This window comes from Amycolatopsis echigonensis (assembly GCF_014174495.1).
GTDB classification, from domain to species: Bacteria; Actinomycetota; Actinomycetes; order Mycobacteriales; family Pseudonocardiaceae; genus Amycolatopsis; species Amycolatopsis echigonensis.
The window spans coordinates 56,439-68,602 of record NZ_JACJHR010000017.1; the positions used below are offsets into that span (position 1 = coordinate 56,439).

Genomic DNA, 12,164 nt, shown 5'->3' on the forward strand with positions numbered 1-12,164 from the left:
CGGCCGGCCCCTGCCACGTATCACGCCCGCAGCACGGCGGCGAGCCCTTCCCGCAGGTCCTGGACGAAATACTCCGGCACTTCCAGCGACGGGAAATGCCCGCCCCGTTCCGGCTCCCGCCACCGGACGATCCGCCGGAACCGCTCCCGCGCCCAGGGGCGAGGGGTCTTCTCCGTGTCGCGCGGATACATGCTGATCGCCGCCGGAACGTCCACCCGCAGCTCCGGGTCGAGCGAATTGTGGCTCTCGTAGTAAATCCGGGCCGCGGACGCCCCCGAGCGTGTCAGCCAGTACAACGTGACGTCGTCCAGAACACGATCGCGGGAAATAGTCTCGAAAGGACTGTCCTCGGTGTCCGACCACTCCGCGAACTTGTCCACGATCCAGGCAAGCAGCCCCACCGGCGAGTCGACGAGCGAGTACCCGATCGTCTGCGGCCGAGTCGCCTGCTGTTTCGCATACGCCGCGCGGTGCCGCCAGAAATGGCGGGTTTCCTCGGCCCACCTGCGCTCGTCCGCCGTCAGGCCGTCCGTCGGCAATCCGGGCGGCCCCTCCGCGAACAGCGTGTGGACCCCGAGAACCCGCTCCGGGAACCGGCCGGCGAGAACCGTGGTGATGTTCCCGCCCCAATCGCCGCCGTGGGCCAAGAACTTCCGGTATCCGAGCCGGTCCATCAATTCCGCCCACGCGGCCGCGATCTTTTCCGTCCCCCAACCCGTCGCGGCCGGTTTGTCGCTGTACCCGAAGCCCGGCAAGGACGGAGCCACCACATGAAACGCCGGCGCGCTCCGGTCTTCCGGGTCCGCCAATTCGTCCACGATGTCGACGAACTCCGCCACGCTGCCCGGCCATCCGTGCGTCAGGATCAGCGGCGCGGCGTCCCCGCGCGGGGAGCGGCGGTGCAGGAAGTGGATTCCCAGACCGTCGATGACCGTCCGGAACTGGCCGATCCGGTCGAGGCGCTCCTCGAACGGCCGCCAGTCGTACCCGGTGCGCCAGTAGTCCACGAGAGCGGCCAGATCGGCGAGCGGAACGCCCTGCTCCCATCGGCGGGGACCACGCACCGTCTCGGCCTCCGGAAGCCTCGCCGCGGCCAGCCGAGCCCACAGATCTTCGAGGTCAGCGTCTGTCGCGCGGGCGTGGAACGCCTCTACTTCGCTGGTCAGCGCGGTCATGAGTCCTCCTGGTCTGGGTGGAACCGGCTTAGACGGTTCTAGCAGCCGCCCGCGGCCGAGCGCAACCGGCTAAGCTGGTTCCATGCCTGCCGGTTTCCCTGATTTCCGCCTCGGCACGGTGCTCGCGACCAGCTTCACGGCGACGCTGACCGAACGCCGCGGCGATGCCGTCGAGCGCATTCCGACTCCGCAGCGGCTCGCCGATTGGCTGGCGGTGAGCGGCCTCGCGGTGGACTCCTGCACCGCTGAGCAGCTCGAACTCGCCCGGGAACTGCGGGAGTCGATCCACGCCGCCGCGACCGCGGCCGCGCTCCACGACCCGCTCCCCGAGGCTGCGGTCGAAATCATCAACGCCCGCAGCGCGCAGGGCCGCGCCGCGGCTGTCCTGACGCCCGACGGCAAACGGCGGTGGCAGCTCAGCTCGGCGACCGCCGTGGAAGACGCCCTCGGAGTGATCGCCGCCGACGCGATCAGCATCATCTCGGGCGAACGCGACGGAAAACTGGCCTTGTGCGCCTCGCCGACCTGCCAAGCCGCCTTCTTCGACACCAGCCAGAGCCGCACCCGCCGATGGTGCGAGATGAACACGTGCGGAAACCGGCACAAGAAGGCGCGCTTCAACGCGAACCACCGCAAGAACCGCGCCGCCGAGTGACCCGCGTTTAGCTCGGGTATTCGGTTTCCGGCCACGCGAGAACGGTCTTCAGCGGGGATCGGCCGCGCGCCGCTGGCTGGGCGACGCGTCTCCGGTGGCCGAGTACTCCGTGTGAGCCCCGAACCGGTGATGGCCGCGGGCCAGGCCGTGGTCACCGAACTGGGTGTGCGCCCGGCGACACAGTGCTCGTCGTGGAGTTGCCGACGGGTACGTGCTGGCCACTGTCAGCTGCCCTGTTCGGATGTCGTCGGCGGCGGGAAGACGGCTGACGCCCCGGAATTGTCGGTGCCCGGATTTACCATGGCGGCACATCCGAGGAGGTGTGCACATGCGGGACGCCGTGCTGGAGGCGGCGAGGTTCCTGGCCGCCGGCCGCACCCGGCAGCTCACGCTCGAGGACGTGGCCGACCACGTCCGGTACAGCCCGTTCCACCTGGCGCGCGCGTTCGAGCGGGAGATCGGCCTGCCTCCGGGGAAATTCCTTGCCGCGCAACGCTTCCAGCTCGCCAAGGAGCTGCTGCTGGACACCGGCGAGAAAGTGGTCGACATCTGCCACGAGGTCGGGTTCTCCGCACCGGGCACCTTCACCACGCGGTTCACCGCGGCGGTCGGGGTCAGCCCGCACCGGTTCCGGCAGCTGCCCGGCCTCCTCGCCGAGCACCCGCCGGAACCGGTGCGGGTGGCGGGCCCGGACTGCGCGGGCGGGGCCGTCTCCGGCCGCGCGCTGCTGAGCCCTGCCGCGGTCGCCGCGCTCGGCGGAGCCCCGGCGGTCTACGTCGGGCTGTTCGCGTCGTCGGCACGCGGCGTGCCGGTCAGCGGCTCGCTGCTCGGGCCGGACCTGGAGTTCACGCTCGTCGACGTGCCCGCCGGCACCTACCGGCTGCTGGCCTGCGCCCTGCCGTCGTCGGCCGGTCCGCGCGCGCAGCTCGTCCCGAGCGTGCAGGCGGTCGGCTCGGCCGCGCGGCCGGTGCGGATCCGGGCCGGCCCGGTGCCGCTGCGCCAGGACGTCCGGCTGGACGTCGCGCCCGCGTGGTCGCCTCCGGTGCTGGTCGCGCTGCCGCCGCTGGCGTCGGCGGGAGCGCAAGAATGGAGAGGCGGGTCGCGGCTGGCGAGATTAGGTTGAGCCAGGTCACAGGGCCGTTGTCAGGGAGAAGCCATGCCTGGAGTTCGAGTACTGGTCGGCACGCGCAAGGGCGCGTTCATCCTCACCTCGGACGAGGGCCGCACGCGCTGGGAGGTCGACGGTCCGCACTTCGGCGGCTGGGAGGTCTACCACCTCGCCGGCTCGCCCGCGGACCCGGACCGGCTGTACGCGTCGCAGTCCACGTCGTGGTTCGGCCAGCTGATCCAGCGGTCCGACGACGGCGGGAAGACCTGGAACCAGGTCGACCACGACTTCGCCTACGAGGGCGGGGCGGGCGAGCACCTCTGGTACGACGGAACGCCGAAGCCGTGGGAGTTCACCCGGATCTGGCACCTGGAACCGTCGCTGACCGACCCGGACACGGTGTACGCGGGCGCGCAGGACGCGGCGCTGTACCGCAGCACCGACGGCGGGAAGAGCTGGAAGGAGCTGACCGGGCTGCGCAAGCACACGTCCGGGCCGGGCTGGCAGCCGGGCGCGGGCGGGCTGTGCCTGCACACGATCATCCTCGACCCGCGGAACTCGCAGCGGATGTTCACCGCGATCTCGGCCGCGGGCGCGTTCCGCAGCGACGACAGCGGCGAAACCTGGCAGCCGATCAACCGCGGCCTGCACTCCGACGGCATCCCGGACCCGGACGCCGAGGTCGGGCACTGCGTGCACCGGATCGCGCTGCACCCGTCGCGGCCGGACGTGCTGTTCATGCAGAAGCACTGGGACGTGATGCGCTCGGACGACGCGGGCGAGCACTGGCGGGAGATCAGCGGCAACCTGCCGAGCGACTTCGGGTTCCCGATCGCGGTGCACCCGCACGAACCGGAAACGGTGTACGTGGTCCCGATCCACAGCGATTCCGAGCACTACCCGCCGGAGGGCAAGCTGCGCGTGTACCGCAGCCGCACCGGCGGCGACGAATGGGAGCCGCTCACCGCCGGCCTGCCGCAAGAGAACTGCTACGTGAACATCCTGCGCGACGCGATGGCCGTCGACTCCTGCGACGAGGCGGGCATCTACTTCGGCACCACCGGCGGCCAGGTCTATGCCTCGAACGACGCGGGCGACAGCTGGGCCCCGATCGTGCGCGACCTGCCCGCGGTGTGCTCGGTGGAGGTGCAGACCCTGCGATGACGACCGTCGTGCGCGTCAAGCTGCCCACGCACCTGCGCCGCCTGGCGAAGGTCGAGGGCGAGATCCAGCTGCCGGTCGAGGACCCGCCGACCCGGGACGCCCTGCTGGACGCGCTGGAACGCACCTACCCCCAGCTGCGCGGCACGGTCCGCGACACGACCACCGGCAAGCGCCGGGCGTTCGTCCGGTTCTTCGCCTGCGAGGAAGACCTGTCGAACACCGCCCCGGACACCGCGCTGCCCGCCCCGGTCCTGTCCGGAGCGGAGCCGTTCCTGATCATCGGAGCCATGGCAGGCGGCTGACCCACGAACCACCGGCCGAGGGGAAGAACCCCGGGCCTCGGTGCGTCCTGGGGGCGCACCGAGGCCGGGGGCTTGCGCAGCTCGACCGGGTTCCGGCGCCGGAGCGGCTTCCGCGGCGAGGTTCGCCACCCGAGCGAGCCTGCAGCGGGGTATTCGTATGCGGACCCGACACGCTCGCGCACGAGCGCGTTCGCGCCGGGGATCTCGGAGCGCTCATGCCTCCCCGCCGGGCACCGAACTCGATTCCGCTGGGCAGGACCCCCGCGACGCGTGGGATGCGTTCCACGCACCCACGCCACTCGGCTTTGCGCGGTGTGGCTGCGGGTGCATGCGGTGTGCTGCGGGTTGTATGTCGCGATTCTCGCCCAGTGCCAGCTAAGACGCGATGCCGAGCACATCCGCTCCCGCGGATATCCATAAAGGGAGCTTGAGGACCTCTGCATCCCTCACCGACCTCCGCATCGTGAGGCGAGCCCATCAGCTGGCGAGAAAACGCCCGGCTGTCCCCCACCGCTGAGAAGGCCTCTCATCGGGGCGTACCAGCACGCCGGGTCATCCTCGGCGATACGCCGAAGACTCTGTCCACCCCAGCTGGGCAAACCTGAGCAGTCCCGCAGAGCCCGGCCGGATCAGTCCCGGACCGGCTTCACCGGGTCGTGCCCCAGCGACATCAGGCCCTGCCGCCATCCCGCGTCGCCCGCCACGGGTTCCAGGTCGTCGCGGCGCGAGGCGTGCACGCGGTCGACCACGTCCCGCATCACCTCGACGTCGCTCTGGTTCACGTCCGACCTGCGCTTGCCCAGGATCGACAGCACCTTGCGGCCGGTCGCCGGGCCCGCCCGGTCCGGCAGCGGTTCGGTTTCCGGTCCGGCTTCCCGGGTGCGCAGCCAGTCGGCCAGCTCCCGCGAGGTCATGTTCACGACACGGTGGAATTCCGTCCACAGCTCGTCGTCCACGGTCTCGTGCGCGGCCATCTCGATCACCTCCCGGCGTCGTCGTCGGGATTCCGGTTACCCGGACGGCGGGCAGGCAAACCCGGCAGCGTCGAGTCCACATAGGACCGGGCGCGCGCGGCAATCCGAGCCAGCGCGGCACATCCCGGCTCCGGGTCGCCCGCCCGCACGGCCTCCGCGATCGCCCGGTGGTCCTCCCACGACCGGGCGAGGTCGCCGTGATCGGCGAGTTCCTGGAGGAGCCGGTCGGCCATCAGGCGGCGCAGCGGGAGGCGGATCGCGAGCATGCTGCGCAGCAGGATCCGGTTGTGCGCGGCCTCGGCCAGCGCGACGTGGAACTCCGCGTCCGCCTCCAGGAAACGGTCCCGGTCGGCGCGGGCGGCGGCCATCCGGTCGGCCAAGTCCGCCAGAACCGCCAGCTCGGCGGCGGTCCGGCGGCGGGCGGCCAAGGCGATGACGGTCGCCTCGATCGCCTCCCTCGCCTCGACCAGCTCCCGGTACTCCGCCACGTCCGAAGCGCCCAGCTGCCACGGCACGAAGCCGCCGGCCTCGGGTTCCAGCACGAACGTGCCGATCCCCTGGCGCGTCTCGACCCAGCCGCGCGCCTGCAGCGTCCGGACCGCTTCCCGGACGGTCAGCATCGACACCCCGGCCGAGGCCGCGAACTGCCGCAGCGACGGCAGCGCGGTCCCGGGAGGCCATTCGCCGCCGAGGATTTTCCGGGTCATCTCTTCGACCAGCGAGTCCACCACGCTCACGCGCCGCACCCGGGCCAGTCCCGGCGGCGGTCCCCTCCGTCCCGAGGTCATCGGGCCAGCGTACGGATTGACGGCACTGTTTCAAACACCTAGATTCGACCCGGGATGCCCACCGAAACCGACTTGCTCGCCGACCTTCGCGCGAACGTCCGCGGCGAGGTGCACGCCGACGTCCGCCGTCGCGCCGAGTACTCCGCTGACGCGTCCAATTACCGGGTCGTCCCGCAGGTCGTCGTGCTGCCGAAGGACACCGGCGACGTTCTCGCGACCCTCGAAATCGCCCGCCGCCACGGTGTTCCGCTGACCAGTCGCGGCGGGGGCACGTCGGTCGCGGGCAACGCGATCGGACCGGGCGTGGTGATCGACTTTTCGCGGCACCTCACCCGCATTGTCGACTTGGACCCCGAGGCGCGGACCGCGGTCGTGCAGCCCGGCGTCGTTCTCGCCGACCTGCAGCGCGCCGCCGCGCCGCACGGGCTGCGCTTCGGCCCCGACCCGTCCACGCACGCCCGCGCGACGCTCGGCGGCATGATCGGCAACAACGCTTGCGGGCCGCACGCGATCGCCTACGGCCGCACCGCGGACAACGTTCGCGAGCTCAGCGTCGTGGACGGCACCGGACGCCAGTTCACCGCGGGTCCGTCCAGCGCGGTACCGGGCCTCGCCGAGCTGATCGACACCCGGCTCAGCCTGGTGCGCACCGAATTCGGCCGGTTCAGCCGTCAGGTGTCCGGCTACTCGCTCGAACACCTGCTGCCGGAGAACGGCCGGTCGCTGGCCCGCGCGCTGGTCGGCACCGAAGGCACGCTGGCGGTCACGCTGGAAGCGACCGTCGATCTGGTCGACATCTCCCCCGCGCGGCTGCTGGTCGTGCTCGGCTACCCGGACATGGCGACGGCCGGCGACGTCGTGCCCGGGCTGCTGCCGCACCGGCCGCTGGCGGTCGAAGGGCTCGACGCCCGGCTGGTCGACCTGGTGCGCCACCATCGCGGCGCCGTGCCCGCGCTCCCGGACGGCGGCGGCTGGCTGATGATCGAGGTCGGCGGCGAGACGGAAGCGCAGGCCCGGCACAACGCCGAGCGTCTCGTCGCGGATTCCCAGGCGCTCGACCACGTCGTGCTCGCCCAAGGTGCCGCGGCCGCCGCGATGTGGCGGATCCGCGAGGACGGCGCCGGGTTGGCGGGCCGGACTCCGACCGGCGAGCAGGCGTGGCCCGGCTGGGAGGACGCCGCGGTCCCGCCCGAACGGCTCGGCGCGTATCTGCGGGACTTCGACGCGCTCCTCGACGAATTCGGCCTCGAAGGACTCCCCTACGGCCACTTCGGCGACGGCTGCGTGCACGTCCGGCTCGGCCTGCCCCTCGAACGCGACGCGTCGGTGTTCCGCGCGTTCATGACCGCGGCCGCGGAGCTGGTCGTCGGCTACGGCGGCTCGTTCTCCGGCGAGCACGGCGACGGCCGCGCGCGCGGCGAACTGCTGCCGCGGATGTACTCGGCCGAAACGATCGACCTGTTCGGCGCGGTCAAGAATCTCTTCGATCCCGACGACCTCCTCAACCCGGGCGTCCTCGTGCGGCCGCACCCGCTCGACGCCGATCTCCGCCGCCCGCAAGCACCTCCGCTCCCGGTCGTCGCGGGCGGATTCTCCTTCGCACACGACGGCGGCGACTTCACCCGCGCGGTGCACCGTTGCGTCGGCGTCGGGAAATGCCGCGCCGACAACCGTGCGTCCGGCGGATTCATGTGCCCGTCCTATCTCGCCACCCGCGACGAAAAGGACAGCACGCGCGGTCGCGCCCGGGTGCTGCAGGAGGTCGCGAACGGGTCGCTGGTCTCCGGGTGGGCGGACACCGCCGTGCACGAATCGCTTGATCTGTGCTTGTCCTGCAAGGCATGCGGCAGCGACTGTCCGGCCGGAGTGGACCTGGCGCAGTACAAATCCGAGGCCTTGCACCGGAAGTACCGGCACCGGATCCGTCCCGTCTCGCACTACACGCTGGGCCGGTTGCCGGACTGGATCCGCCTGCTGCACCGAGTCCCCGTGCTCGGCCCGCTCGTCGTCAACGCGCTGATGTCGTTCCGTCCGGTCGAGAAGGTCCTGTTAGCACTGTCCGGAGTGGACACTCGTCGCCGCGCACCGAGGTTTGCCCGCCGCCCGTTCACCCGGTCCCGGCGCAGGATCCGCGAGCAGGGTCCGGAGGTGGTGCTGTGGGCGGATTCCTTCTCGGACGGGATGGACACCGAGGTCGCCGAAGCTGTCGCCGCGGTGCTCTCGGACGCCGGATACCGCGTGCTGGTTCCGCCGCGCCGTCCGTGCTGCGGGCTCACCTGGATCACCACCGGCCAGCTCGACACCGCCCGCCGGAAGCTCCGCGATCTCGTGCACACGCTGCGTCCCTACGCGCAGGCCGGACTCCCGATCGTCGGCGTCGAACCGTCGTGCACCGCGGTGCTGCGGTCCGACCTGCTGGACCTGTTCCCCGACGATCCGGACGCCACAACGGTCTCCGCCGCGGTCACCACGCTCGCCGAACTCCTCGCCAAGACCGAAGGCTGGCAAGCGCCCGACCTGTCCGGCGTCACCGTGGTCGCGCAGCCGCACTGCCACCACCATTCGGTGATGGGCTTCGAAGCCGACCGAGCCCTGCTCGCCGCCACCGGCGCGGAAGTGCACACTCTCGCCGGATGCTGCGGCCTGGCCGGGAACTTCGGCATGGAACGCGGACACTACGACGTTTCCGTTGCCGTAGCGGAGAATGCGCTGCTTCCGGCCCTGCGCGACAATCCGGACGCCGTCTTCCTCGCGGACGGTTTCTCCTGCCGTACGCAAGCCGATCAGCTGGCCGGAGTGCGCGGTGTCCACTTGGCACAGTTGCTGAAGCGGCACTGACGCCCGGGGTCAGCTGTCCCAGAAGCCTTGTTTCTCCAGCAAGGCGACCGCGCGGTCTCCGCCGTCCGAGAAATGTTTCTCCACCATGGACCGTGCTCGCGAAGCCGAGCGGGCGCTGAGCGCGTTCAAGATCTTCCGGTGGTCTTCGTGCGCCTTGCCGGGCCAGTCCTCGTGCGCCTCGTAAAACCCGTGCGTGACCGTTTTCGCCAGGATGCCCAGAATCGAGACCAGCCGGCGGGAATCGGCGGCGTAGTTGATCCTGCGGTGGAACTCGAAGTTCAGCCGTTCCTGTTCGGCACGGTCCACTCCGGACTCCATCCGGTCCGCGAGATCGTGCAGCGCCTGCAGGCTTTCCGGAGACAGGTTTTTCGCCGCGCGCTCCGCGGCCAGGCCCGACACCAGGCCGAACACGCGGTAGTGGTCCCGGATGTCGTCGCGCGTCATCTGCGCCACGAACGCGCCCCGGCGGGCGATGTGCTCCACCACGCCCTCGTGGTCGAGGGTGATCAGCGCTTCCCGGATCGGCAGCTTGCTGATGCCGAGTTCGTCGGCCAGCGCCTCCTGGTCGATCTTCTCCCCGGCCCGCAGCTGACCGGAGAAGACCCGTCGCCGGATCTCGTGCGCCGCCAGCGCTTTCAGGTTCGCCGGACCGCCGCGGCGCGGTGCCGCGCCCGTGGTTTCGGGCATCGCCTCCCCCTCTGGCGAACGGAACAGGAGACAAAGTATCGCATAAGCCATGTTGCGCGAGTCCCGCTTGGCCTCGCCGTCGCACTCTTCGAGGACCCCTGACTCTGGCGGCAGCGTCCGAACCGATGGCATGGTGGCGCAGGTGATCCGGACGACGGAGGGAAGCTGAATGAGCCGCTACGCGCAGTTCGAGAACCTGCGGATCGACGGACCGGACGAGGACGGCGTCATCGAACTCGTCCTGGACGCCCCGAACCTCAACGCGGTCAGCGACGCCGCGCACGGTGAACTCGCCGACATCTGGCGCGAATTCGACCGCGACCCCGCGGTGAAAGCCGTCCTGCTGCGCGGCGAAGGCAAGGGGTTCTCCGCGGGCGGCTCATTCGACCTGGTCGAGAAGCTCGCGAACGACTTCGAGGCCCGTTCCCGCACCATGCGCGAGGCTCGCGACCTGGTCTACAACGTCATCGACTGCTCCAAACCGACCGTGTCCGCGATCCACGGCCCAGCCGTCGGGGCAGGGCTGGTCGCCGGGCTGCTGTCGGACATCTCCGTGGTCGCCGCCAATGCGAAGATCATCGACGGGCACACCCGGCTCGGCGTCGCGGCGGGCGACCACGCGGCGGTGTGCTGGCCGCTGCTGTGCGGGATGGCCAAAGCCAAGTACTACCTGATGACCTGCCGCCCGATGTCCGGAGCGGAGGCGGAACGGATCGGGCTCGTATCGCTGTGCGTCGAGGAGGAGGCCGACCTGCTGCCCACCGCCCGGGAAATCGCACACGAACTGGCCAATGGCGCGCCGAACGCGATCCGCTGGACCAAACAGAGCCTCAACCTCTGGTACCGGCAGCTCGCGGGCGCGATCTTCGATTCGTCACTGGCGCTGGAGTTCTACGGCTTCGCGGGTCCCGAGGTCCGCGAAGGCCTCGCCTCGCACCGCGAACACCGCAAGCCGGACTTCACCCGAGTGCACGAGTCCTAAGTAGACGGCCGGACTCCTGTTCCTCCCAGCGCATCTCATGCTTCGGCCCGCACCGAACGGTTTCCGCGTCACGCTGGACGCATGACTGCGACAACGCAACGACTCGCACTGATCGCGCTCTGCCTGCCGTTCTTCATCGTCCAACTCGACGCGACGGTGGTGAACGTCGCCGTCGAAGCGATCCGGCACGACCTCGGCGGCGGGCTGGGCGGTGAGCAATGGGCGATCGCCAGCTACACCATCGCGCTGGCCGCGGGCATGCTCACCGCGGGCTCGCTCGGCGACCGGTACGGCTCGCGGCGGGTCTGCGTGCTCGGGACCGTCGTGTTCGGGGTCGGGTCCGCGCTGTGCTCGCTGGCCCCGACGCTTCCGGTGCTGATCGTCGCGCGGACGCTGCAGGGCATCGGCGCGGCGGCGTTGCTGCCGTGTTCGCTCGCGCTGATCGTCCGGCAGTTCCCGGAGCCGCGGGCGCGGGCGCACGCGCTCGGCGTGTGGGGCGGCATCGCGGGCATCGGCCTCGCGACCGGCCCGGTGGCGGGCGGCGTGCTCGTCGCGCTGGTCGACTGGCGGGCGATCTTCTGGGTCAACCTTCCGTTCGCCGCCCTCGCCGTCGTGCTGACCCGCCGGTATGTCGTCGAATCGCCGTCGAGGGACCGCCGCCTCGATCCGTCCGGGTTCGTCCTCGGAACCCTCGCCTTGTCCGCGCTGGCCGGCGGGCTGATCCAGGTCGGCCGCTCCGGCTGGGCCCTCCCGCTGATCGCCGCCGGAGCGCTGACCGGGCTCGGGTTCGTCCTGGCCGAGCGACGCCGCCGCGATCCGATGCTGCCGTTGGCGATCTTCTCGTCGCGTCCGTTCTCCGCCGCGAGCACCGCGGGGCTGCTCTTCAATTTCTGCTTCTACGGCACCCTGCTGTGCCTCTCGCTGTTCCTCCAGGGCCCGCTGCACCAGTCCGCGTTCGCGACCGGCATGCTGACGCTGCCGCTCACCGTCGCGATCGGCATCGGAGCCACCGGCAGCGGACGACTCACCGCCCGCTTCGGCCCCCGCACCCCGATGCTGACCGGTTTCGGCCTCGCCGGTCTCGGCGCGATCCTGCTGGCCGCGGCGGATTCCCTGCCGCTGGTGATGGCAGGCGGCGTGGTGCTGTGCTGCTGCTCGATCGCGATGCCCGCGATGACGTCGGTCGCCATGTCGACGCCTCCCGAAGAGCACACCGGGCTGGCCAGCGGAGTGCTGAACACGGCCCGGCAGACCGGAGGCGCCCTGGGCACCGCGGTGCTCGGCACGCTGCTCACCGCGGGCTCGACGATGTCGCTGAGCGTCCCGATGACGGTGGTCGCCCTCGGCTACGCGGCGGCGGTCGGGTGCACTCTGCTGGCGACCCGCCGACCCGCACTGGTCTCGACGAGTGTGTGAAGGGAACCGCGGTGAGGGCACGAGCCGCGTCGCCAGGAACACGAAGGAGTACGGCTTCGGCACCAGCTTCAGGAC

At 70.9% G+C, this 12,164-nt stretch carries 11 protein-coding genes; 7 read left to right on the top strand and 4 right to left on the bottom strand.

Annotation, left to right across the window (positions count from 1 at the left end; all coding sequences use genetic code 11):
* Window positions 1–20 precede the first annotated feature (20 nt).
* Window positions 21–1,175: an epoxide hydrolase family protein gene (locus H5411_RS14430; RefSeq protein ID WP_183124069.1), complete on the bottom strand. Its 1,155-nt coding sequence runs from the start codon at window positions 1,173–1,175 to the stop codon at window positions 21–23.
* Between the two features lie 82 nt (window positions 1,176–1,257).
* Between H5411_RS14430 and H5411_RS14435 the strand changes: the two genes are divergently transcribed.
* From H5411_RS14435 to H5411_RS14450, 4 genes are all read left to right on the top strand, one after another.
* A complete protein-coding gene (locus tag H5411_RS14435) occupies window positions 1,258–1,830 on the top strand; it encodes a CGNR zinc finger domain-containing protein (RefSeq protein ID WP_183124070.1) in 573 nt (190 codons plus the stop codon).
* Window positions 1,831–2,158: 328 nt separating this feature from the next.
* Entirely contained in the window at window positions 2,159–2,953 is a 795-nt protein-coding gene (locus H5411_RS14440; RefSeq protein WP_183124071.1) for a helix-turn-helix transcriptional regulator, read from the top strand.
* Window positions 2,954–2,986: 33 nt separating this feature from the next.
* On the top strand, window positions 2,987–4,102 hold the full coding sequence (locus H5411_RS14445) for a WD40/YVTN/BNR-like repeat-containing protein (RefSeq protein WP_183124072.1): 1,116 nt from the start codon (window positions 2,987–2,989) through the stop codon (window positions 4,100–4,102).
* The gene (locus H5411_RS14450) at window positions 4,099–4,404 is read left to right on the top strand and encodes a MoaD/ThiS family protein (RefSeq protein ID WP_101439031.1); all 306 of its coding nucleotides are present in this window, start codon (window positions 4,099–4,101) and stop codon (window positions 4,402–4,404) included. The genes H5411_RS14445 and H5411_RS14450 overlap by 4 nt, the downstream gene beginning before the upstream one ends.
* A 629-nt stretch (window positions 4,405–5,033) precedes the next feature.
* Here the strand turns inward: H5411_RS14450 and H5411_RS14455 are convergent.
* Window positions 5,034–5,378 (bottom strand): DUF3140 domain-containing protein, encoded by a 345-nt coding sequence (locus H5411_RS14455; RefSeq protein WP_101441225.1) that lies wholly within the window; start codon window positions 5,376–5,378, stop codon window positions 5,034–5,036.
* 5 nt (window positions 5,379–5,383) lie between these two features.
* On the bottom strand, window positions 5,384–6,166 hold the full coding sequence (locus H5411_RS14460) for a FadR/GntR family transcriptional regulator (protein ID WP_101439030.1): 783 nt from the start codon (window positions 6,164–6,166) through the stop codon (window positions 5,384–5,386).
* A 54-nt stretch (window positions 6,167–6,220) separates the two neighbouring features.
* Between H5411_RS14460 and H5411_RS14465 the strand changes: the two genes are divergently transcribed.
* Window positions 6,221–9,004: an FAD-binding and (Fe-S)-binding domain-containing protein gene (locus H5411_RS14465; protein WP_183124073.1), complete on the top strand. Its 2,784-nt coding sequence runs from the start codon at window positions 6,221–6,223 to the stop codon at window positions 9,002–9,004.
* A 9-nt stretch (window positions 9,005–9,013) separates the two neighbouring features.
* Here the strand turns inward: H5411_RS14465 and H5411_RS14470 are convergent, their stop codons facing one another.
* The gene (locus tag H5411_RS14470) at window positions 9,014–9,691 is read right to left on the bottom strand and encodes a GntR family transcriptional regulator (protein WP_183124074.1); all 678 of its coding nucleotides are present in this window, start codon (window positions 9,689–9,691) and stop codon (window positions 9,014–9,016) included.
* A 169-nt stretch (window positions 9,692–9,860) separates the two neighbouring features.
* On the opposite strand from H5411_RS14470, the gene H5411_RS14475 reads away from it, so the two are divergent.
* A complete protein-coding gene (locus H5411_RS14475; protein ID WP_101439027.1) occupies window positions 9,861–10,673 on the top strand; it encodes an enoyl-CoA hydratase/isomerase family protein in 813 nt (270 codons plus the stop codon).
* 81 nt (window positions 10,674–10,754) lie between these two features.
* Window positions 10,755–12,089: an MFS transporter gene (locus H5411_RS14480; protein ID WP_183124075.1), complete on the top strand. Its 1,335-nt coding sequence runs from the start codon at window positions 10,755–10,757 to the stop codon at window positions 12,087–12,089.
* The last annotated feature ends 75 nt before the right edge of the window (window positions 12,090–12,164 follow it).